At 52.7% G+C, this 24,055-nt stretch carries 17 protein-coding genes; 5 read left to right on the top strand and 12 right to left on the bottom strand.

What is annotated here, in order from left to right; genetic code table 11:
• Window positions 1-56 precede the first annotated feature (56 nt).
• From OGX91_RS00820 to OGX91_RS00790, 7 genes are all read right to left on the bottom strand, one after another.
• On the bottom strand, window positions 57-950 hold the full coding sequence (locus OGX91_RS00820) for a PhzF family isomerase (RefSeq protein ID WP_005126789.1): 894 nt from the start codon (window positions 948-950) through the stop codon (window positions 57-59).
• Between the two features lie 98 nt (window positions 951-1,048).
• The gene (narI, locus tag OGX91_RS00815; protein ID WP_003020109.1) at window positions 1,049-1,729 is read right to left on the bottom strand and encodes a respiratory nitrate reductase subunit gamma; all 681 of its coding nucleotides are present in this window, start codon (window positions 1,727-1,729) and stop codon (window positions 1,049-1,051) included.
• Complete coding sequence (gene narW, locus OGX91_RS00810) at window positions 1,726-2,421, bottom strand: nitrate reductase molybdenum cofactor assembly chaperone (protein ID WP_040231033.1); 696 nt, start codon at window positions 2,419-2,421, stop codon at window positions 1,726-1,728. Before narW ends, narI begins: the two co-directional genes overlap by 4 nt.
• Window positions 2,421-3,965 carry a nitrate reductase subunit beta gene (narH, locus tag OGX91_RS00805; RefSeq protein WP_151219257.1) on the bottom strand — a complete coding sequence of 515 codons (1,545 nt, stop codon included), beginning with the start codon at window positions 3,963-3,965 and terminating at the stop codon, window positions 2,421-2,423. Before narH ends, narW begins: the two co-directional genes overlap by 1 nt.
• Complete coding sequence (locus OGX91_RS00800) at window positions 3,962-7,702, bottom strand: nitrate reductase subunit alpha (RefSeq protein ID WP_286625166.1); 3,741 nt, start codon at window positions 7,700-7,702, stop codon at window positions 3,962-3,964. The genes narH and OGX91_RS00800 overlap by 4 nt, the downstream gene beginning before the upstream one ends.
• 49 nt (window positions 7,703-7,751) lie before the next feature.
• Window positions 7,752-9,137 (bottom strand): NarK family nitrate/nitrite MFS transporter, encoded by a 1,386-nt coding sequence (locus OGX91_RS00795; RefSeq protein ID WP_149692287.1) that lies wholly within the window; start codon window positions 9,135-9,137, stop codon window positions 7,752-7,754.
• A gap of 212 nt (window positions 9,138-9,349) precedes the next feature.
• Window positions 9,350-9,928 (bottom strand): TetR family transcriptional regulator, encoded by a 579-nt coding sequence (locus OGX91_RS00790; RefSeq protein WP_005126793.1) that lies wholly within the window; start codon window positions 9,926-9,928, stop codon window positions 9,350-9,352.
• 116 nt (window positions 9,929-10,044) lie between these two features.
• Here OGX91_RS00790 and OGX91_RS00785 point away from each other — a divergent pair, with 116 nt between their 5' ends.
• On the top strand, window positions 10,045-11,532 hold the full coding sequence (locus OGX91_RS00785; protein ID WP_005126794.1) for an MFS transporter: 1,488 nt from the start codon (window positions 10,045-10,047) through the stop codon (window positions 11,530-11,532).
• Here OGX91_RS00785 and OGX91_RS00780 read toward each other — a convergent pair whose 3' ends face one another.
• The 3 genes from OGX91_RS00780 to yddG form a co-directional block, all read right to left on the bottom strand.
• Window positions 11,533-11,913: a GFA family protein gene (locus tag OGX91_RS00780; protein WP_086523677.1), complete on the bottom strand. Its 381-nt coding sequence runs from the start codon at window positions 11,911-11,913 to the stop codon at window positions 11,533-11,535.
• 143 nt (window positions 11,914-12,056) lie between these two features.
• Window positions 12,057-13,136: a porin OmpD gene (gene ompD / locus OGX91_RS00775; RefSeq protein WP_005126796.1), complete on the bottom strand. Its 1,080-nt coding sequence runs from the start codon at window positions 13,134-13,136 to the stop codon at window positions 12,057-12,059.
• 458 nt (window positions 13,137-13,594) lie between these two features.
• A complete protein-coding gene (gene yddG, locus OGX91_RS00770) occupies window positions 13,595-14,476 on the bottom strand; it encodes an aromatic amino acid efflux DMT transporter YddG (protein WP_149692288.1) in 882 nt (293 codons plus the stop codon).
• A gap of 286 nt (window positions 14,477-14,762) precedes the next feature.
• Here yddG and fdnG point away from each other — a divergent pair, with 286 nt between their 5' ends.
• From fdnG to OGX91_RS00750, 4 genes are all read left to right on the top strand, one after another.
• A complete protein-coding gene (gene fdnG, locus OGX91_RS00765) occupies window positions 14,763-17,810 on the top strand; it encodes a formate dehydrogenase-N subunit alpha (RefSeq protein ID WP_149692289.1) in 3,048 nt (1,015 codons plus the stop codon).
• Between the two features lie 12 nt (window positions 17,811-17,822).
• A complete protein-coding gene (gene fdnH, locus OGX91_RS00760; RefSeq protein WP_005126801.1) occupies window positions 17,823-18,707 on the top strand; it encodes a formate dehydrogenase N subunit beta in 885 nt (294 codons plus the stop codon).
• Window positions 18,700-19,356 (top strand): formate dehydrogenase-N subunit gamma, encoded by a 657-nt coding sequence (gene fdnI, locus OGX91_RS00755; RefSeq protein WP_048211647.1) that lies wholly within the window; start codon window positions 18,700-18,702, stop codon window positions 19,354-19,356. The genes fdnH and fdnI overlap by 8 nt, the downstream gene beginning before the upstream one ends.
• Window positions 19,357-19,485: 129 nt before the next feature.
• On the top strand, window positions 19,486-20,088 hold the full coding sequence (locus OGX91_RS00750) for an inorganic diphosphatase (protein ID WP_286625160.1): 603 nt from the start codon (window positions 19,486-19,488) through the stop codon (window positions 20,086-20,088).
• 79 nt (window positions 20,089-20,167) lie between these two features.
• Here OGX91_RS00750 and OGX91_RS00745 read toward each other — a convergent pair whose 3' ends face one another.
• Window positions 20,168-21,883: an ABC-F family ATP-binding cassette domain-containing protein gene (locus OGX91_RS00745; protein WP_286625158.1), complete on the bottom strand. Its 1,716-nt coding sequence runs from the start codon at window positions 21,881-21,883 to the stop codon at window positions 20,168-20,170.
• 310 nt (window positions 21,884-22,193) lie between these two features.
• The gene (maeA, locus tag OGX91_RS00740) at window positions 22,194-23,891 is read right to left on the bottom strand and encodes a malate dehydrogenase (protein WP_005126805.1); all 1,698 of its coding nucleotides are present in this window, start codon (window positions 23,889-23,891) and stop codon (window positions 22,194-22,196) included.
• Between the last annotated feature and the right edge of the window lie 164 nt (window positions 23,892-24,055).

Genomic DNA, 24,055 nt, shown 5'->3' with positions numbered 1-24,055 from the left:
GCATCGGAAGTCATGCCGGATGCGGCGTTATCGCCTTATCCGGCCTACGTGAAGATTTAAAAATCGATCGCCCATTCGGCGTGAAACAGGATCACGGCAGAGCCGGAAATCGTCACTTTCTCTGGCTGGTTATCACGGATAGTCACCGTCACATCAACAATACCGTCGCGTCCCAACGCACGGCCCTGATGCCCCTGAACACGTAGCGTTTTCCCGTCATGCGGCATCAATCCATGTTGAACCAGCCACGCGCCCATTGGACCGTTGGCATTGCCGGTAACCGGATCTTCCACAATACCAATAGCGGGCGAGAACATGCGGCCATCGGTGGCGTTTTCGCCCTTGCGAATTTGAAAAGGGAAGAACCCGTTACAGCCAATTTGCTGGCTGATAGCGGTCAGGGCAGGCAAATCCGGGGAAAGGGCGTCGAGGTCCACCTCAGGCTTCAGCGCAATCATTACTTTAGAGTGTCCGGTGGTGGCTACCTGAATGGGTAATCCGGGCAGCATATCGTCTTCGCTCAGGTGTAGTGCATCGATTATCGCGGCACGTACAGCACCTTCCAGCGGAGCTTCGAATCCAGGTATGCCTTGTTCAAGACTGATGCGATAGTCATTGTCACTCGCTTCAATATCGACCCGATGACGACCGGCGAGTGACGTTTGCCAGACGGTCGTATCACCCAGCCCCAACACGTTGGCGCGTACATAATGTGCGGCGACGGTAGCATGCCCACAGATGGGCACTTCGACCGTTGGCGTGAAGTAGCGAATATGAACATCGCTGTCGTCACTGGTCAGTAGAAAAGCAGTTTCCGAATGACGCAGCTCACGCGCAATCAACTGCATCTGGGCGTCACTCAATCCGTCAGCATGCAATACCACTCCCGCTGAATTGCCGCGAAAGGGTACCGAGGTAAATGCATCGACGTGATAAACCTGTGGTTTCATTAGCGTTCTCCCTGGGATGGAGAAGCATCATAACGTACAAAAAGCGGGATAGCGATCCAGACCCGGTAAGCGCAAGCGCTACCGGGCAGCAGAGAAAATTAGCGGCGCGAACGCACTATCTGATAACGGCGGGTAAAGTACTCAAACGGCGCACTCCACACGTGGACCAGTCGGGTGAACGGGAACAGCAGGAAAATGGTCATCCCCAGAACCAGATGCACACGGAAAATCCACGCCACGCCATCCAGATGCGCAGACGCACCGCCCTGGAAGGTCACCACCGACTGCGCCCAACCGACCAGTTTTAGCATTTCACTGCCGTCAGGATGCTGTGCAGAGAACGGGATAGTGGTTAAACCGAGGATGCATTGAATCAGCAGAACGCAGAGGATCAGAATATCGGCGGTCGAGGAGGTTGCGCGAATGCGCGGGTTAGTCAGTCGCCGCACCAGCAGACCCGCGCCACCCACCAGCGTCAGCACGCCACAAAGTCCGCCGGCAATCATCGCCATCTGCTGTTTTACCGCAATCGGTAGAAACCAGGCATACATCCAGTGCGGCGTTAACATGCCAAACAGGTGTCCGAAAAAGATCCCCAGAATGCCGATGTGGAACAGGTTTGACCATAGCACCATGCCGCGTTTGTCCAACATCTGGCTGGAAGACGCGCGCCAGGTGTATTGCCCGTAGTCGTAGCGTAGCCAACTGCCGAGGATAAACACCGTACCGCACAGGTACGGATAGATATCGTAAAAAAAGACGTTCAGGTACTGTATCATTTCGGGCCTCCCGCGCTGACGTCGACATATTGAGGTGCCACGTCCTGGCTAAAGCGTCGTTGATAGTTTTGTAACGGTGAACTGTCACAGGCGGTGGCGTTATCTTCGATAAACTTCACCTGTTCCTCTTCCCAGACTGCATCCAGCGCCTGTCGGGTATCGTCGCGCGTTTCCGTGCCAACTTGTTTAGTGACGCTGTCACTTGAAAGAGGGCTTCCGGCAAGCAGCAACAGCGCATCAAACAGTTGATACCACGGCGTATCGCGCTGTTTTAAGCGCCCGCCAAGCAACGCCAGAATCGGTGCGACGTTCTGCAGTCCTTCTTTGGCCTCCGCTTCCGGTAACACGCTTAAGTACTCAAGATACAACGGCAGGTGATCCGGCAGTTCGCGACAGTTAAGTTGCAGCCCGACCTTTTCATACTGCGCCAACAGATCGACCATTGCCTGGCCACGATCGCGGGACTCGGCATGCACGTGTTCAAACAGCAGCAGAGAGGTGGCCCGACCCCGGTCAAAGATTTCGCACCATTCGGCTTGTTTATCCAGTAACGGCGCATTGAGCAGCGCCTGGCTAAAATCGCTCAGCATGGGTGCATCGCTGGCCACTAGCGCCAGCGCGTCGTCTTTGCACTCCCATAGCATCTCGTCGGGATATTCCATCAGCAGGCCGATAACCTTCAGGATTTGCATTATTCACCCTCCGCTTTATCGCGTACTTCGGTGATGTCGATGGCATCAATACGGCTACTGTTGAACAGGTTGAATTTGGTATCTGAGCCATGGCAGCCGTCACCGAAGGTAAAGCCGCAGCCGTTTTTCTCCGGGAAGGCATCACGCGCCATTTCGCGATGGCTGGTTGGGATCACAAAGCGGTCTTCATAGTTGGCGATGGCCAGATAGCGGTACATCTCCTCAACCTGTTCAACGCTCAGGCCCACTTCCTCAATCGCACGGGTATCCGTGACACCTTCGACGGTTTGCGAACGCATATAGTGGCGCATCGCCATCATCCGTTTTAGCGCGCGCAGTACCGGGCCGGTATCGCCCGCGCTAAGCATATTGGCGAGGTACTGAACCGGAATTCGCAGCGACTCAACCGCAGGCAAAATGTTGCCATTGTGCGGCAGTCCACCGGCGTCAGCAATTGACTGAATCGGTGACAATGGCGGCACATACCAGACCATCGGCAGGGTGCGATACTCCGGGTGCAGCGGTAGCGCCAGCTTCCAGTCCATCGCCATTTTATAGACCGGTGAACGTTGGGCCGCTTCGATAACGTTATGCGGAATCCCCTGTTTCAGCGCTTCTTCAATCACCGCTGGATCGTTCGGGTTGAGGAACACATCGCACTGGCGCTCGTAGAGATCGGTTTCATGCTCGGTGCTTGCTGCTTCCTCGATGCGGTCGGCGTCGTACAGCAATACGCCGAGATAACGGATACGCCCGACGCAGGTTTCTGAACACACCGTCGGCTGACCGGACTCAATACGCGGATAGCAGAAAATGCATTTTTCTGACTTACCGCTCTTCCAGTTAAAGTAGATTTTTTTGTATGGGCAACCGCTGATGCACAAACGCCAGCCGCGACATTTGTCCTGGTCGATCAGCACAATGCCGTCTTCTTCACGCTTATAGATAGCACCGCTTGGGCAGGTGGCGACACAGCTTGGGTTCAGACAGTGCTCGCACAGGCGCGGTAAATACATCATGAAGGTGTTTTCGAACTGACCGTACATCTCCTTTTGCATCTTCTCGAAGTTACGGTCGCGGGCACGTTTTGAAAATTCGCCGCCAAGCAGTTCTTCCCAGTTTGGACCCCAGATAATCTTGTCCATCCGTTTACCATCTATCAGCGAACGCGGACGCGCGGTGGGCTGATTCTTGCTCTCCGGCGCGCTATGCAGATGCTGATAATCGTAGGTAAACGGTTCATAGTAATCATCGATTTGCGGGATCACCGGGTTGGCGAAAATTTTGGTGATCACGCCCATCTTGCCGCCGAGGCGCGGTCTTATCTTACCGTTGACATCGCGAACCCAGCCGCCTTGCCACTCTTCCTGATCTTCCCAGTTTTTCGGGTAACCAATGCCCGGCTTGGTCTCAACGTTGTTAAACCACGCATATTCCATCCCTTCACGCCCGGTCCAGACGTTTTTACAGGTGACGGAGCAGGTGTGGCAGCCGATGCACTTATCCAGATTAAGAACCATGCCTACCTGTGAGCGTATTTTCATTTTTTCGCCTCCTGTACCTGATCGCGACCTTCATCATCCAGCCAGTTAATATTTTTCATTTTTCTAATCATGATGAACTCATCGCGGTTAGAGCCGACCGTGCCGTAATAGTTGAAGCTGTATGCCAGTTGCGCATAGCCGCCAATCATGTGCGTGGGTTTCGGGCAGACGCGGGTGACGGAGTTGTGGATCCCGCCACGCATCCCGGTGACTTCGGATCCGGGGATGTTCATGATTCGCTCCTGGGCGTGATACATCATGGTCATTCCCGGCGGCACGCGTTGGCTCACTACCGCACGCGCGGTGAGCGCGCCGTTGGCGTTGAAGGCTTCAATCCAGTCGTTATCCTCAATGCCCAGCTCTTTGGCATCGGTCTCGCTGATCCAGACAATGGGGCCGCCGCGCGACAGCGTCAGCATCAGCAGGTTTTCACTGTAGGTTGAGTGGATCCCCCATTTCTGATGCGGCGTCAGGAAGTTGAGCGCTTTTTCCGGGAAGCCGTTAGGCGGAACTTCGCGCATTTCGCTGACGCTGCGGGTATCAATAGGCGGACGATACGCCACCAGACTTTCACCAAACGCACGCATCCACGCATGATCCTGATACAGCTGCTGGCGACCGGACAGGGTGCGCCATGGGATCAGTTCGTGGACGTTGGTATAGCCTGCGTTATAGGAGACATGTTCGCTTTCCAGGCCGGACCAGGTCGGACTGGAGATAATTTTGCGCGGCTGTGCCTGGATATCGCGAAAACGAATCTTCTCGTCTTCTTTGTTCAACGCCAGATGCGTATGGTCGCGTCCGGTCATCGCGCCCAGCGCCTCCCAGGCTTTCACTGCCACCTGTCCGTTGGTTTCCGGCGCCAGGGCGAGGATCACTTCCGAGGCATCCAGCGCGGTGTCAATCAGCGGTCGGCCTTTTGCCGGGCCTTCGCGTTTGGTGTAGTTCAGCTTGCCGAGGAAATCGACTTCCGCCTGGGTATTCCACGCAATGCCTTTCCCACCGTTGCCGAGCTTATCCATGAGTGGGCCGAGCGAAGTGAAACGTTCGTAGGTGGCGGGGTAGTCACGTTCCACAACGGCAATATTCGGCGCTGTTTTCCCCGGCAGGAGATCGCATTCGCCTTTGCGCCAGTCCTGAATGTCAAACGGCTGTGCCAGTTCTGCCGGGGAGTCGTGTTGCAGCGGTTGCAATACCACATCCGTCTCTTGCCCAAGGTGCCCGACGCAAACTTCGGAGAAGACTTTGGCGATGCCTTTATAAATTTCCCAATCGCTCTTCGATTCCCACGCGGGGTCGACCGCCGCTGACAACGGATGAATAAACGGATGCATATCCGAGGTGTTCATATCGTCTTTTTCATACCAGGTGGCGGTAGGTAACACGATATCGGAGAACAGACACGTACTGGACATGCGGAAGTCGAGCGTCACCAGCAGATCGAGCTTGCCCTCAATCGCTGCAGACTGCCATTCAACCTCTTCAGGTTTAATGCCGTCGCTTGAACCGAGCGCTTCTCCCTGGATCCCGCTTTCGGTACCCAGCAAATATTTGAGCATGTATTCATGCCCTTTACCGGAGGAGCCGAGCAGGTTAGAGCGCCAGACGAAGAGGTTGCGTGGATGGTTTTTGCCGCTATCCGGCTGCTCGCAGGCAAAACGAATATCACCCGATTTCAACGCCTGCGTGGTGTATTCCACCACAGATAACCCCGCTTGTTCGGCTTTTGCCTTGACGGTCAGAGGGTTGAGGTTTAGCTGCGGCGCGGACGGCAACCAGCCCATCCTTTCGGCACGCACGTTAAAATCAATTAAATGCCCACTAAACTTCGACGCGTCGGCCAGCGGAGAGAGAAGTTCCTGAGCGGTGAGTTTTTCATAGCGCCACTGGCTGGAGTGGTTGTAAAAGAACGAGGTGCTGTTCATCTGACGCGGCGGGCGGTTCCAGTCCAGCGCAAAGGCCAGCGGTAACCAACCGGTTTGCGGCCGCAGTTTCTCCTGACCCACATAGTGTGCCCAGCCGCCGCCGCTTTGTCCGACACAGCCGCAGAACACCAGAATGTTGATCATCCCACGGTAGTTCATGTCCATGTGGTACCAGTGGTTAACGCCCGCCCCGAGGATGATCATCGAACGTCCATGCGTTTTGTGCGCGGTATCAGCAAACTCACGGGCGATTTGTTCGATATGACGGCGTGGCACGCCGGTAATTTGCTCGCCCCAGGCCGGGGTGTAGGCTTTCACTTCGCTGTAATCTTGTGCGCTATGAACATCATCCAGACCACGGTCGAGGCCGTAATTTGCCAGTACCAGATCATAGACGCTCACCACCGGGCAACGGCTGCCATCGGCGAGGGTAAGATGTTTTACCGGCAGTTGGCGAATCAGCACCGGCTCCTGCTTCACGCTGCGAAAATGTGGGTTTTCGTTGCCGCCGAAATAGGGGAATGCCACGCCGGTCACGTCATCATGCTGACCAAGCAGCGAGAGGGAAAGCTCTGTTTCCGCGCCAGCCGCCAGCGGCTCCAGGTTCCATTTCCCTTTTTCACCCCAACGAAAGCCAATCGAACCGTTCGGCACGACCAGTTCACCGTTGCTGTTAAACGCCACCGTTTTCCACTCCGGATTGTTGCTTTCGCCGAGACCATCGACAAGGTCTGAGGCGCGCATCATGCGACCAGGCACGTAGCTGCCATCTTCGCGGGCATCCAGCAGCACCAGCATTGGCATGTCGGTATAGCGGCGACAGTAATTGAGGAAGTAATCGCTGGGGTTGTCGAGGTGAAACTCTTTCAGGATGACGTGGCCCATTGCCATCGCCAGTGCGCTGTCCGTCCCTTGTTTGGGCGCCAGCCACTGGTCGCAGAGTTTGGCGACTTCAGAGTAATCCGGCGTAATGGCAATCGTCTTGGTGCCTTTGTAGCGTACTTCAGTAAAAAAGTGCGCGTCCGGGGTGCGGGTCTGCGGCACGTTAGACCCCCAGGCGATGATATAGCTGGAGTTATACCAATCGGCGGATTCCGGAACATCGGTTTGCTCGCCCCAGGTCATCGGTGATGCAGGCGGTAAGTCGCAGTACCAGTCATAGAAGCTCAGGCAGGTTCCGCCCAGTAGCGAGAGATAGCGTGTACCTGCGGCATAAGAGACCATCGACATTGCGGGGATGGGGGAGAATCCGGCCACGCGATCCGGGCCGTAGGTTTTTACCGTCCAGACGTTGGCGGCGGCAATCAGCTGATTAAGCTCTTTCCAGTTGGAACGGATAAACCCGCCGCGACCGCGTACCTGCTTGTAGCTCTGGCATTTTTGCGGGTCGTTGATAATGGATTCCCAGGCCAGCACCGGATCGGGCTGGCGGGACAGGGCGACGCGCCACAGTTCGATTAGACGTTTACGCACCAGCGGATATTTCAGGCGGTTGGCGCTGTACAGATACCAGGAGTAGCTGGCGCCGCGCGGGCAGCCGCGAGGCTCATGATTTGGCAGGTCAGGACGGGTACGCGGGTAGTCGGTTTGCTGTGTTTCCCAGGTCACCAGTCCGTTTTTGACGTAGATTTTCCAGCTGCATGAGCCGGTACAGTTAACGCCGTGGGTAGAGCGCACAATTTTGTCGAACTGCCAGCGCTGACGATAGCTGTCTTCCCAGTCCCGGTTGGTGTGCATCACTTGCCCGTGCCCCTCGGCAAATGTCTCACCCTTTTGTTTAAAGTAGCGAAAGCGATCTAACAGTTTACTCATGACATAACTCCTGCTTCGAATAACGTTGCCTGCACAGGCCAAAGGATGACTATTTTTTTTGTGATTTACGGCCGTAGACCAGCCAGGTCACCAGCACGCAGACGATGTAAAACACGAGGAATATTTTCATGGCGCCTACCGGAGAACCGGTCAGCGCCAGCGATGAACCAAACGCTTTGGGGATAAAGAAGCCCCCGACAGCGCCAATTGCAGAGATAAATCCCAGGGCGGCTGCGGTATCGGTTACCGCTTCACGCTGAGCCTGTTCTTCAGTACCACCGCGCAGCTTCACCCGGTAAATGGTGATTTTGCGAAAGATCACCGCAATCATCTGGAAGGTCGAACCGCTTCCCAGACCAGCGGTCAGGAACAAGCCCATAAACACCAGGTAGAAGGCAACAAAGTTTCCTTCGCCAGAGCCGGGGAGAGTAAGAAACAGCAAGGCACTAAACAGCGCCATAAAGATGAAGTTGATTAACGTGACCCGTACACCGCCGAACTTGTCAGAGATCACACCGCCCGCCGAACGTGCCAGTGCGCCGATGAACGGGCCGAAGAACGCCAGTTGCAGAATATTCACGTCAGGGAACTGGGTTTTCGCTAACATGGCAAAACCGGCTGAAAAGCCGATAAACGAACCGAAAGTGGCAAGGTACAACAAGCTTAACAGCCACAGATGAAAGCGTTTGAGGACCGGTAGCTGAGAGGCGATTGAGGCCTTCGAACTGGCGATGTCATTCATTCCCATGCCCGCAGCCAGCGTTGAGAGCAGCAGCAGCGGAACCCAAATCCATGCGGCGTTTGCCAGTGACAGTAAAGAGCCATCAGGCTGCGGTACGCCTTGTACCCCTAAAAAGGTAAATAGGGGCAGGAAAATGACTAACGGCGCGATTAACTGCATCACGCTGACGCCGAGGTTACCGAGACCGCCGTTAACACCTAGCGCGCTACCTTGTTTCGCTTTCGGGAAGAAAAAGCTGATATTGCCCATGCTGGAGGCAAAGTTAGCCCCCGCAAAGCCACACATCAGCGCAATAATAATAAATACGCCAAACGGAGTAGCGGTATTTTGCACGGCAAATCCGAGCCAAACGCAGGGAATGACCAGAATAATGGTGCTAAAAATGGTCCAACGGCGCCCCCCAAATATAGGTACCATAAAGGAGTAGGGGACACGCAATATTGCGCCAGAAAGAGAAGGCAGTGCGGTTAATAAAAACAGTTGGTCGGTGGTGAAATTAAAACCAATTTTATTCAGATTGACGGCCACGGCGCTGAACAACATCCAGACGCAGAACGCCAACAACAGACAACTCACTGATATCCATAGGTTTCTTCTGGCAATGTGCTTACCTTTATTTTCCCAAAAGGCAGGGTTTTCCGGTTTCCAGTCAGTTAAAAGATAACGATTATTTTTCTCATTTGATGCTGACATATTATTCTCCATGCACATGCCGTTCATGAAAAAGAAATAAACGCATACAGCGCCGCGCGGGTTCTTTTTAGAAACTATTGAAAAGTTTTGGGAATATTGACTGAAAGAATAGATAAAAAAGCGCAATAACGCGGCGTGATGAGGGAATTACACGTTGCTTAAGTGTTACCAATTGTAAATATAAAAGATGTATTGTTAATTCATCTATAACATCAATTAACTAACTCTAACGTAATCATACGATCCAAATGGCGCTCGAACGCAGGATCGGCCATTTCCTCAATGCCTAATACATAGATGCCATCCAGACCGCATACCAGGGCAATTAAACGCCAGGCCACATCGGCAGCATCCGGGCGTGAAGAAAACTCACCGGCTTTCTGTCCCTGAGCGATGATAGCGGCGGTTTCTTCGTGCCACATCCGCATGGTCAACAGGTAAGCGCTTTTGATTTCCGGATCTTTATCCGCCAGAACCTGCGCTTCACGCCACAGTTTAATATAGGGTTCGAATCCGCCGTCTTCGCTGCCCAACATGGCATGAAGCCGTTCACGAAAGCTGGCGTTTGCACTGACCTGTTCGGCATCCAGGAGGGTACGGATCAGTTGCACAAAAGCAAGGGATTTTAACTCACCGGCTGAAGTAAAGTGGTGGTGTACCTGTCCGGTGGACACCTGAGCCTCCGTTGCAATACGTCGCACTGTCATAGCGGTAAATCCTTCCTCAAGCGCCACGCGCATTGCCGCCTGCAGAATTACTTCCCGACGTTCATCCCGATTCAGATAGCTCATCGTTCCTCCCATACCCGTTTAGCACGCAGTGTAACAAAAAGTTGGACATGTGTTCAATTTTCCGTAGGATCGCTGAAGCTGGACATGTGTCCAGTTTCAGTTTTGAAGGGAATTTTATGTTTCGTCAGTGGTTAACGTTAGTGATTATTGTGCTGGTCTACATCCCTGTTGCGATTGATGCAACGGTGCTGCACGTTGCCGCGCCCACGCTGAGTATGACGCTGGGTGCCAGTGGTAACGAGCTGCTGTGGATCATTGATATCTATTCTCTGGTGATGGCCGGTATGGTGTTACCGATGGGGGCGTTGGGCGATCGCATCGGTTTTAAACGCTTGCTGATACTGGGTGGTGGGCTATTTGGTCTGGCTTCGCTGGCTGCCGCGTTTGCTCACAGTGCCGGATGGCTAATCGCGACCCGGGCCGTGCTGGCCATTGGTGCGGCGATGATCGTTCCGGCGACGCTGGCAGGTATTCGCGCCACCTTTGCTGAACAACGTCATCGCAATATGGCGCTTGGCGTCTGGGCTGCCGTCGGTTCCGGCGGTGCGGCATTTGGTCCCTTAGTCGGTGGTATGTTGCTGGAGCATTTCTACTGGGGCTCAGTGTTCTTAATCAATGTGCCCATTGTTCTGGTGGTGATGACATTGACCGCACGTTACGTGCCACGCCAGACCGGACGCCGCGAGCAGTCGTTAAATTTTGGCCATGCGATTATGTTGATCGTGGCGATTTTACTGCTGGTTTACAGTGCTAAAACGGCGCTAAAAGGGCATATGGCGACCGGGGTTATCGTATTGACGCTGTTAACCGGAGCAGTGCTGCTGTGGAAATTTGTTCGTATTCAGCTCGCGGCCTCACGTCCGATGATTGATATGCGGTTGTTCACCCATCGCATTATCTTAAGCGGCGTGGTAATGGCGATGACTGCGATGATCACCCTGGTGGGATTTGAGCTGTTGATGGCCCAGGAATTACAGTTTGTTCACGGTTTAACGCCGTATCAGGCGGGGCTGTTTATGCTCCCCGTCATGCTGGCGAGTGGCTTCAGCGGCCCGATTGCCGGTATGTTGGTTTCACGGCTGGGATTGCGCTGCGTGGCAACGGCAGGTATGGCGTTGAGTGCAGTCAGTTTCTACGGTCTGGCAATGACGGATTTCAGCACTCAGCAGATCCAGGCCTGGATATTAATGGCGTTACTGGGGTTCAGTGCCGCCAGTGCGCTACTGGCCTCAACGGCGGCCATTATGGCGGCAGCCCCGGCTGAAAAAGCCGCTGCTGCGGGGGCTATCGAAACCATGGCCTATGAACTGGGGGCCGGTCTTGGGATCGCGATTTTTGGTCTCTTGCTAAGCCGTAGTTTTTCCGCGTCGATTCTACCGCCTGCCGGCCTCAATGCGCAGGAGCTGGAACGTGCTGCATCGTCAATGGGTGAGGCGGTGCAATTAGCACATTCACTCTCGCCGTCTCTTAGCGACGCGTTGCTTGCAGCTGCCAGAGAAGCATTTACCTGGTCACACAGCGTGGCGTTGAGCAGCGCTGGCAGCATGCTTATCGTATTAGCGGTAGGGATGTGGTTCAGCCTGGCAAAAGTGAACCGTCAATAACTAGTGAGCTAAATGACAGGGGTAATCCATCGCTTCGACTTCTTTTCCACTCAGGCGAGCGTATTGCCCCGTCAACCGCCAGAACGCAGGCTGTGTTTCGGTATAGATTTCAGCCGCCAGAATCAGACGGCGACGATCCACCTCATTCAGCTCCAGCAATGTCCACGGAATAAAGTAACGATCGCTATCGGTCAGCGTAAACCACAAGGGGCATCCACAACCGGAACAGAAGAAACGTTCTCCGCGCGTTGATGAGGGAAAGTGCGAAGGTTCTGCTGAATCAGGGGAAAGTAGTGGATGACCGCTGGCTTCCAGATACATGGCGACACCACCGGACCATTTCTGGCACAGCGTGCAGTGGCAGGCATAGACATCAAGCATTTCGACGTTTACGGTAAAATGACTCTGTCCGCAAAGACAACGACCAGTGAACGTCTGCACGGCATACTCCTTATGACCGAGTCTACATCAAGAGAAAAAGCCAGCCCTGGATGGACTGGCTTTGTATTCAACTTACAACAAAATTAGAACTGGTAGTTCAGACCAACGGCTACGATGTTGTCAGTGCTAACACGTGCGTCAGAAGTGAATTTGTTGTCGTCCAGCAGGTTGATTTTGTAATCAACGAAGGTAGACATGTTTTTGTTGAAGTAGTAGGTCGCACCCAGATCGATGTATTCAACCAGATCCTGGTCGCCGTAAACACCCAGATCTTTACCTTTGGATTTCAGGTAAGCGATGGACGGACGCAGACCGAAGTCGAACTGGTACTGAGCAACAGCTTCAAAGTTCTGCGCTTTGTTAGCAATACCGTCTACTTTACCGAACTTGGTCATGTTGCGGGTTTCAGAGTAGGTAGTTGCCAGGTAGATGTTGTTCGCATCATATTTCAGGCCAGCAGCCCATACTTCTGCGTTTTTACCGGAAGCGTAGAATTCGTTGTTGCCATTACGCATCTGGTCATCAGTACGGTCAGATTTCGCATAAGTCGCACCGATGCCGAAGCCTTCGTATTCATAAGTAGAAGACAGACCGAAACCGTCACCGTTCGCTTCAACGTCGTTGCTGCGGTCGTTTTTGCCCTGATACTGAGCAGCAAAGTTCAGACCTTCAACCAGACCGAAGAAGTCAGTGTTACGGTAAGTTGCAACGCCGGTAGCACGCTGAGTCATGAAGACGTCAGTCTGGGTCCAGGTATCACCACCGAATTCTGGCAGGACGTCAGTCCATGCGCCGATGTCATAGGCTACGCCGTAGTTACGACCGTAGTCGAAAGAACCGTATTCAGCGAATTTCAGGCCAGCGAATGCCAGACGGGTTTTGTCTGCTTCGGAACCTTGATCTTCAGAACGGTTGCCTTTGAATTCATATTCCCACTGGCCGAAACCAACCAGTTGGTCGTTGATCTGAGTTTCGCCTTTGAAGCCCAGACGCGCGTAAGTTTTGTCACCATCGCTGCTGGTATCGTCAGAGAAGTAATGCTGAGCGTGAACTTTACCGTACAGATCCAGTTTGTTACCGTCTTTGTTATAAATCTCAGCTGCGTTTACCGCACCCGCTGCCAACAGGGTAGTCACTGCCACTGCAACTAATTTAAGTTTCATTATAAATAATCCTTATAATTTTTTCTTGGTGTGTTTCCTAAACCATTGCTAAACGAGGCCGTTCATCAATGACGAACTATTTTTAAATGACGATGTGGTATTAGTTCAATAATAAGTTTCATAATATTGCGGAATATTTGAATTTGTGTGATCTAGATCTACATAATACAGCTGATTATATTAATATTAATATGTGATCTTTTGGAAGAATATATTTTCGGCGGGGACTATTGTGCTGGTTATGGTTTACTAATCGTTAGTAACCCATGTAAAATATATACAACCGGAGGGTTATAGGTAAACATATAATATTTTCGGCTGTTGATTAATTACCAGTTACTTAACATTTAATTAAACAAATAAAAACATAAAACACAAGCGGAATGTACAATTATTATCCGTTAACTGACCAGAGTGTAGCCGGGTTTTATCTCTATGCCAGAAACGCGGCCTGATTTCTATACCCGACGTGTTGCCAGCCAGCACAGTAGCGAGCCAGCACAGACCATCAGCGCGCCTTGCCAGAACGAGAACGACAGCGGGGCGCTGAGCAATACAGCAGCCAGTGCAGAGGAAAGCACTGGAGTGAAATAAGACCCTACCGCCATGACAGTGACATTACCGTGTAAAATTCCGATATTCCATGCTGCATAGGCAAATCCTAGCGTTAATGCAGCCGTGAACATCTTAATGGTCACCGGTGTGCTGAAAACCATTTCTGGTTGTGGCGTCATAAAATAGTAGACCCACAAACTTGTCGCTGTCAGTAAAACAAAAACGGTGATGCCGTTAAAGCCTTTCGCAAATTTATTAGTGACGGTGCAATACGTTGCCCAGATAAAAGCACCCAAAAATGCGAGAAAATAACTCAGCGGACTACTGGCAATGTTGCTGATAATTTCACCTGGATTTAGACCGTTCTCGCCACCTAAAACCCAGCAGACTCCGGTCAAGGCGAGCATTAATCCTGGAATTATCATCCAGTTTGTTTTTTGACCATTAAATAAAATAGCAAACAAAATCGTCAGACTTGGCCAGAGATAATTGACCATTCCTACTTCTATTGCCTGGTGTCGGGTAGCGGCATAACCTAATGCCAAAGCCAGGCAAATTTCATAGCTGACAAAAAGCACGCTACCGGCGATTAAATAACGAACAGGTATTTTTCTAATATTTGGAAATCCGACGGTAAATATCAGCAGCAGGCCGCTTAGCGAGAAGATCATCGCTGCGCCCCCCGCTGGCCCGAGACCTTCGCTTACCCCACGAATCAACCCCACCATCGTGCTCCACAGCACAATGGCGATGAGCCCGATTAACGTTGCTTTTTGTTTTGTCATGCTGTTTGTCTGTCCGTCGTCCTGGCAAAAATGAAGCTGAAATTTATAGCACTTTTACGTCAGCACAGGCTAACTAATTAGCTTTTAGCTAACCCCTTGTAGGTACACAGGTTACACAAACTGCACTATTTAGTAGCGGAACCGTTTCGTTATTGATTTGACGCAAAAAAAATATGGATATAGCTGTTAGTTTCGTCGCGAAGTTGTACATGTCATCTTTCAGACTGCCGCGCTGGGGCAAGGTGAAAGATGTTTTGTACGAACCCCTGTAAAAAAGAGGAAAGCAATGGACGTCAGCCGCAGACAATTCTTTAAAATCTGCGCGGGCGGTATGGCGGGAACAACAGTGGCCGCACTGGGTTTTGCACCCAAAATGGCACTGGCTCAGGCGCGAAACTACAAACTGTTACGCGCAAAAGAGATCCGAAACACCTGCACATACTGTTCCGTAGGTTGCGGGCTATTAATGTATAGCCTTGGTGATGGAGCAAAAAACGCCAAAGAGTCGATTTATCATATCGAAGGGGATCCGGATCATCCGGTGAGCCGCGGGGCACTTTGTCCTAAGGGCGCAGGATTACTGGATTACGTGCACAGCGAAAATCGTTTACGCTACCCGGAATATCGCGCTCCCGGTTCCGACAAATGGCAACGCATCAGCTGGGATGAAGCTTTCTCCCGCATCGCAAAACTGATGAAAGCAGACCGTGACGCCAATTTTATTGAGAAGAATGAGCAGGGCGTGACGGTAAACCGCTGGCTTTCAACCGGGATGCTGTGTGCATCTGCGGCGAGTAATGAAACCGGCATGCTGACGCAAAAATTCGTGCGCTCACTCGGCATGTTGGCGGTAGATAACCAGGCACGCGTCTGACACGGACCAACGGTAGCAAGTCTTGCTCCAACATTTGGTCGCGGTGCGATGACCAACCACTGGGTTGATATCAAAAACGCTAACGTCGTAATGGTGATGGGCGGTAACGCCGCTGAAGCACATCCGGTGGGATTCCGCTGGGCGATGGAAGCTAAAAACAACAATGATGCTACGCTGATTGTTGTCGATCCCCGTTTTACCCGTACAGCGTCGGTGGCGGATATCTATGCGCCGATTCGCTCCGGCACGGACATTACGTTCCTGTCCGGTGTCTTGCTGTATCTGATTGAAAATAACAAAATCAATGCTGAATACGTTAAGCACTACACCAACGCCAGCCTGCTGGTGCGGGATGATTTTGCTTTTGAAGACGGTCTGTTCAGCGGTTACGACGCCAAAAAACGTCAATACGATAAGTCGTCCTGGAACTACCAGTTCGATGAAAATGGCTACGCAAAACGCGATGAAACCTTAAGCCATCCCCGTTGCGTGTGGAACTTGCTCAAACAGCACGTTTCCCGTTATACGCCGGATGTGGTGGAAAACATCTGCGGTACGCCGAAAGCCGACTTCCTGAAAGTGTGTGAAGTGCTGGCCTCCACCAGTACAGCCGATCGTACCACGACCTTCCTGTACGCGCTGGGCTGGACGCAGCATACCGTTGGGGCGCAGAACATCCGCACCATGGCGATGATCCAGTTGCTGCTCGGTAACATGGGGATGGCCGGTGGCGGTGTAAACGCATTACGCGGTCACTCCAACATTCAGGGCTTAACCGACTTAGGTCTGTTATCGACCAGCCTGCCCGGTTATCTGATGCTGCCGTCAGAAAAGCAGACCGATCTGCAAACCTATCTGGCTGCCAATACACCAAAAGCGACGCTGGCCTCCCAGGTGAACTACTGGGGTAACTATCCGAAGTTCTTCGTCAGTTTGATGAAATCTTTCTACGGCGATGCGGCGCAGAAAGAAAACGACTGGGGCTTTGAATGGCTGCCGAAGTGGGATCAGTCCTACGACGTCATTAAATACTTCAACATGATGGATAGCGGGAAAGTCACTGGCTACATCTGTCAGGGCTTTAACCCGGTTGCGTCCTTCCCGGACAAAAACAAAGTGGTACAGAGCCTCAGCAAACTGAAGTATCTGGTGGTTATTGATCCGCTGGTCACAGAAACGTCCACATTCTGGCAAAACCACGGCGAATCCAACGATGTCGATCCGGCGTCGATTCAGACTGAAGTTTTCCGTCTGCCATCCACCTGCTTTGCAGAAGAAGACGGCTCGATTGCTAACTCTGGCCGCTGGCTGCAGTGGCACTGGAAAGGTCAGGATGCACCTGGCGAAGCGCGTAATGACGGCGAAATTCTGGCCGGTATTTACCATCGTCTGCGCGAAATGTATCGCACTGAAGGCGGTAAAGCTGTAGAGCCGGTGCTGAAAATGAGCTGGAACTATAAGCTACCGGACGAACCGCATTCCGCGGAAGTGGCCAAAGAGAACAACGGCTATGCGCTGGAAGATCTCTATGATGCCAATGGCGTGCTGGTGGCGAAAAAAGGTCAGTTGCTCAACAGCTTTGCGCTCCTGCGTGACGACGGTACAACGTCATCCTCCTGCTGGATTTATACCGGTAGCTGGACCGAGCAGGGCAACCAAATGGCTAACCGCGATAACGCCGACCCATCAGGTCTGGGTAATACGCTGGGTTGGGCATGGGCATGGCCACTGAACCGTCGCGTACTGTACAACCGCGCTTCGGCAGACCCGCAGGGTAAACCGTGGGATCCGAAACGGATGTTGATCCAGTGGAACGGTACTAAGTGGACCGGTAACGATATCCCTGACTTCAACAACGCCGCACCGGGCAGTGGCACCAATCCGTTTATCATGCAGCCGGAAGGGCTGGGGCGTCTGTTTGCCATCGATAAGCTGGCGGAAGGGCCGTTCCCGGAACACTACGAGCCGATGGAAACGCCGCTGGGTACTAACCCGCTGCACCCGAACGTGATCTCCAACCCGGCAGCGCGTCTGTACGAGGCGGATGCATTGCGCATGGGGACGAAGCAGGACTTCCCATACGTCGGAACCACCTATCGTCTGACCGAGCATTTCCACACCTGGACCAAACACGCATTGTTGAATGCGATTGCCCAGCCAGAGCAGTTTGTGGAAATCAGCGAAACGCTGGCGTCAGCAAAAGGTATCGGCAACGGCGACTACGTGAAAGTCAGCAGCAAACGCGGATTTATTCGCGCGGTTGCGGTGGTCACCCGTCGTCTGCAAACCCTGAACGTCAACGGTCAGAAGGTTGAAACCGTAGGGATCCCGATCCACTGGGGCTTTGAAGGAGTCGCGCGGAAAGGCTTTATCGCCAACACCCTGACGCCGAACGTCGGTGATGCAAACTCGCAAACGCCGGAATACAAAGCGTTTTTAGTTAACATCGAGAAGGCGTAAGGGGGCGAATATATGTCTATGGAAACGCAGGACATCATCAAAAGGTCCGCAACAAACTCCATCACGCCGCCACCTCAGGCCCGTGATTACAAAGCCGAAGTCGCGAAACTGATCGACGTTTCCACCTGTATAGGCTGTAAAGCCTGTCAGGTGGCCTGCTCAGAGTGGAATGATATCCGCGATGAAGTGGGTCATTGCGTCGGGGTGTATGACAACCCCGCCGATCTCAGCGCTAAGTCCTGGACGGTCATGCGGTTTACCGAAACCGAACAGAACGGCAAGCTGGAGTGGTTGATTCGTAAAGACGGTTGTATGCACTGTGAAGATCCGGGCTGCCTGAAGGCATGCCCGTCTGCCGGGGCAATCATCCAGTACGCCAACGGGATTGTTGATTTCCAGTCAGAGCATTGCATTGGTTGCGGGTACTGTATTGCTGGGTGTCCATTTAATATTCCGCGCCTCAATAAAGAGGATAACCGCGTGTATAAATGTACGCTGTGTGTGGATCGCGTCAGCGTTGGGCAGGAACCTGCCTGCGTGAAGACCTGTCCAACCGGGGCAATACATTTCGGCACTAAGCAGGAAATGCTGGAAATGGGCGAGCAGCGAGTGGCAAAACTGAAAGCACGTGGTTATGAATATGCCGGTCTCTATAACCCGGAAGGTGTGGGAGGCACGCACGTCATGTACGTTCTGCATCATGCCAACCAGCCGGAGCTGTATCACGGTCTGCCGAAAGAGCCTAAGATCGATACCTCGATCAATCTGTGGAAAGGGGCGCTGAAACCGCTGGCTGCTGCCGGATTTATCGCCACCTTCGCCGGGCTGATTTACCACTACATTGGCATCGGCCCGAATAAGGAAGTGGACGACGACGAGGAGGATCATCATGAGTAAGTCGAAAATGATTGTGCGCACGAAATTTATCGACCGCGCCTGTCACTGGACGGTGGTGATCTGCTTCTTCCTGGTGGCGCTGTCGGGGATTTCGTTTTTCTTCCCGACCCTGCAATGGCTGACGCAAACTTTCGGTACGCCGCAGATGGGGCGTATTCTGCACCCCTTCTTTGGTTTGCTGATCTTCGTCGCGCTGATGTTCATGTTTGTGCGCTTTGTTCACCACAACATCCCGGATAAGAAAGATATCCCGTGGCTGAAAAACATTGTGGAAGTGCTGAAGGGCAATGAACACAAAGTGGCGGATGTGGGCAAATACAACGCCGGACAAAAAATGATGTTCTGGTCGATCATGAGCATGATTTTTGTACTGCTGGTCACGGGCGTTATTATCTGGCGTCCATACTTTGCGCAATATTTCCCGATGCAGGTAGTGCGTTACAGCCTGCTGATCCACGCTGCGGCGGGCATTATTCTGATGCACGCTATCCTCATCCATATGTATATGGCATTTTGGGTGAAAGGATCAATTAAAGGCATGGTTGAAGGGAAAGTGAGCCGTCGCTGGGCGAAGAAACACCACCCGCGCTGGTATCGCGATGTTGAAAAGCTGGAAGCAAAGAAAGAGAGTGAAGAAGGGGTTAAGTAAACCTGATGCATTCTGACAACAATGGCGCTGCGGATGTAGCGCCATTTTTTTTGCCAAAAAAACGTCATGTTTCTGTCATCTGGTAAACGTAAGGTTTTGTCTTTCCAATAAGAGAAGAGTTAAAAGACAATGCATCTGGTGAAAAAATTACTCGCAGTCAGCGTATTTCTCTGTGCGTCCGTTCAGGCGCAGAATATCCTCGAATTTCCGCAGCCGGAGAATAACCCGGAAGAGTTTTATGCCGTGACTGAAATCCCGGCAGGCGGGATCATAAAATATGAAACCGATGCGAAAACCGGCTTTATCGTCGCCGATCGCTTCCAGTCGATGCCGGTTGCCTATCCGGCAAACTACGGCTCATTGACCCAGTCCCTGGCAGGTGACGGTGACCCGCAGGATGTGGTTTTCTATACCCGGGCACCGCTGGCCCCGGGAACGCTGATCAAGTTGCGCGCGATTGGCGTGCTGAAGATGATCGATGGCGGGGAAAAGGACGATAAAATTGTCGCCGTGCCAGCCAGCAAAATTGACCCCACCTATGACGACATCAAAGAGTTGAGCGATTTGCCAAAGATCGAAGTGCAACGACTGGAGTCGTTTTTCCGCGTGTACAAAGAGTTGCCGGAAGGACGTAAGAAAGTAGAGTTAGATGGCTTTAACGATGCGGCCACAGCGAAACAAGAGATCAAGCAGGCATGGGATGCCTGGAAAGAAAAACAGCCGAAGCAGTAAATGAAATGCCGGATGGCAGGCCTACACGCGCATTTTGCTGATGTAGGCCGGATAGGCTTGCGCCATCCGGCAATAGAGATTACTCCAGTTGTGAGTTCAGCCGCTCAATCTCCTTACGCCATTGCGCCTGCAACAGCGGCTTTTGATGTTTCGGCTTGCGGGCGAGATCGTCGGCCAGACGTTGCTCCAGCTCGAGGAGTTGCTCCAGCCATCCATCGCTGTCACCGCGTATTTCGGCTCTCGCTTCGACCACCGTTTTGGGAACGCTCATCTCCTCAGACGTTTCCCGAATACGATCGTTGATCGCGTCCAGATCGTGCCATTCGCTAAGTTCGCCATTATCGATAAACCAGAACCGATTACAGCTTTGGCTGATAAGCTGACGGTCATGGCTGACCAGCAGCACGCCGCCGCTGAAACTTTGTAGCGTCTGCGCCAGCGCTTCTTTACCTTCCATATCCAGATGATTGGTTGGTTCATCGAGCATCAGCAGGCTGTAGCGCGCAAGCGTAAGCCCGACAAACAGCAGCCGGGAGCGCTCTCCGCCGCTTAATGTACTGACCCTCTGCCCATGACGAATCCACGGGAAGCCCGCGCTTATCAGCGCCATCTTGCGAACATCAGGCTGCGGAGCAAACGGTTCGAGCGTATCAAACAACGTGTCGTCATCTGAGAGCTGGTGTAGCGTCTGATCGTAATACCCCAGTGTGACGCGAGGGTGCAACACCAGTGAACGCGATGCCATTTGCGACTGATACTGCTGCCAGATAAGCCGTAGCAGTGATGATTTCCCACAGCCGTTACGCCCAACAATTGCCACCCGGTCGCCACTTTTTATCCTGATCCCGGCGATGGAAAATAGCGTCGCGGCATCAGGGGCTGGTGCGACCGACAGGTTTGTCATTTCCAGCAGACGGTCGGCACGCATGGCATCACCCTGCAATGTTAGTGTCCACTGACTTCCTGCAGTCACTTCCGTCTGAACATCCTTCAGGCGCTGCACCTGCTTTTCCATCTGCTTCGCTTTGCGGGACAAATCTTCGTTGTCGTAGACACGCCCCCAGGTTGCCAGTCGTTTGGCACTGGCGGTAACGCGATCAATCTCCTTTTGTTCCGCCTTATAGCGCAGTGCATCGCTGGCATCTCTCTCAACCAGAGCCTGACGAGCGGCGCTGCAGGGAAGATCAAAAGCGTACAGTGTGCGATCGCGCAGGATCCAGGTTCCCTGCGTGACGGCATCAAGCAGTTGTGGATCATGGGACACCACGACGAAGCTGCCAGACCAGTTCTGTAAGAACTGCTCCAGCCACAGCAATGTCGGCAAATCCAGATGGTTACCCGGTTCATCCAGCAGCAGCAGGTCAGGATTACGCATCAGCGCCCGCGCTAATAGCAAGCGTGTGTGCTGGCCACCGCTCAACGTTTGCGCTGTCAGAGATAAATTCTCTGGCGTGAAACCCATTTCGGCAAGCAGTGCTTCAACCCGCCATTGTTGAGCCGCACGCTCATGCTCAGGAAGTTGAGCGAGAACGGCTTCCTGCAGCGTAAGAGGCAGTATATCGTCAGGTAGATGTTGTTCTACACGCGCGAGATGGCAGTGATTCGCCTGTGCAATGGTGCCACTGGTGGGGGCGATTGTGCCATCAAGCAGTTTTAACAGCGTACTTTTTCCGCAGCCGTTGTAACCGATTAGCCCAATGCGGTCGCCTTTTTTCAGGGTAAAAGAGAGATCGTCGAACAGGGTGCCGACTGCCGTATCAACGTGTAAGGATTGTGCGGTTAGTAATGTGCTCATTGTTGCTTACTCAAGAGTTACAGGCGTAAAAACGCCTCGTCAAACATCGCTGACGATAACCCGGTAAGCCCGAGAGAAGGGGATTTAGACGTTAGCTTCGCTCAAGCAGAAGTTATCGCAGCACGATACCGATAACGCTTGAGCACTGGCGATCGCCAAAAGCATGTGAAACGATAAAACGTTCACAGTACAGCATGAGTATCCTCCTTTTATTTTTCCCGAATGTTAATCAATGGTGAAAGTGTAATCGCAAGTTACTGGATTGCGCAAGTGTTGAACACCCGGCGGCAGTGCACCGCCGGGCAAACCGTCAAATGGAAGTACGACGGTAGTCGCGATATTCCGCCTGCCAGAAATTCTCGTCGATTGCCTGTTGCAGCGCTTCGGCTGACGTTTTCACCGCCATGCCTTGCTGCTGGGCCATTTTACCGACGGCAAACGCAATGGCGCGGGACACGGTCTGAATGTCTTTCAGTTCCGGTAACACCAGTCCTTCTCCGTTGAGCACCAGCGGTGAATACTGTGCCAGCGTTTCACTGGCCGACATCAGCATTTCATCGGTGATGCGCGAGGCGCCAGACGCAATCACGCCGAGGCCAATACCCGGGAAGATGTACGCGTTATTACACTGGGCGATAGGGTAAGTTTTCTCTTTCCACACTACCGGTGCGAACGGACTACCGGTCGCAACCAGTGCGTTACCTTCGGTCCAGGCGATAATATCCTGCGGCGTGGCTTCTACGCGGGAAGTCGGGTTAGACAGCGGCATAACGATCGGACGCGGACAATGCTTGTGCATTTCGCGAATGATCTCTTCGGTAAACAGGCCAACCTGTCCGGAAACGCCGATCAGGATGTCCGGCTTGACGTTGCGAACAACATCGAGCAGAGACAGCACATCTTCTTGCGTATCCCAGTGCTGAAGATTTTCGCGTTTTTGCACCAGTTTGGTCTGGAAAGAGAGCAGGTTGGGCATTTTATCGGTTAACAGGCCGAAGCGATCGACCATGAACACGCGTTGACGCGCAGCTTCTTCGCTTAAACCTTCACGCTGGATTTGCGCGATGATCTGCTCGGCAATCCCGCAACCAGCGGAACCTGCCCCGAGGAAGACGATGTTCTGCTCGCTCAACTGGCTACCCGCCGCACGGCTGGCTGCAATCAACGTACCGACGGTAACCGCAGCGGTGCCCTGAATATCATCGTTGAACGAGCAAATTTCATCACGATAACGGGTCAGTAGCGGCATGGCGTTTTTCTGCGCGAAATCTTCAAACTGCAACAGTACGTCTGGCCAACGATGCTTCACGGCCTGGATGAATTCATCAACAAATTCATAGTATTCATCATCGGTGATGCGCGGATTACGCCAACCCATGTACAGCGGATCGTTCAGCAATTGCTGGTTGTTGGTCCCGACGTCAAGTACCACCGGCAAGGTGTAAGCCGGGCTAATCCCGCCACACGCGGTATACAGCGACAGTTTACCGATTGGAATACCCATCCCGCCGATCCCCTGATCGCCAAGACCCAAAATACGTTCCCCATCGGTGACGACGATGACCTTGATATTGTGGTTAGGAACGTTTTGCAGGATATCGTCCATATTGTGGCGGTTCTGATAAGAGATAAACACGCCGCGTGCGCGACGATAGATCTCAGAGAAACGCTCACAGGCCGCGCCTACCGTTGGGGTATAAATAACCGGCATCATCTCATCAAGGTGATTATGCACCAGTCGATAAAACAGGGTTTCGTTAGTGTCCTGGATGTTGCGCAGGTAAATATGTTTATCGATTTCGGTTTTGAAGCCCTGATATTGGATCCAGGCACGTTCAGCCTGTTCTTCAATCGTCTCGACCACTTCCGGCAGTAACCCCAGCAGGTTGAAGTTACGGCGTTCTTCCACACTGAAAGCGCTCCCTTTATTCAGTAGAGGGAATTCCAGCAGTACCGGGCCAGCGTAAGGGATGTAAAGGGAACGCAGTTTTTTAGTTTCGTTTTCCATGTCACTCACTCTTTTTTGAATAACCGTCCCTGGCACTCTTATGATCGTATAGGGCCTGTCCGCCAGGGAAACGGGCGAAGTATAAAGCATTGTGAATGGGTTAAGGGGTTTTATAAGCAAAAACACCACTGCGGTTGCAATGGTGTTTATCTCGTTAATCAGTA

Origin of the sequence: Citrobacter sp. Cpa228 (genome assembly GCF_030333085.1) — a bacterium.
Classification (GTDB): domain Bacteria; phylum Pseudomonadota; class Gammaproteobacteria; order Enterobacterales; family Enterobacteriaceae; genus Citrobacter; species Citrobacter pasteurii.
The sequence above is the reverse complement of the archived record's forward strand: the minus strand, read 5'-3'. Positions and strand labels throughout refer to the sequence as shown.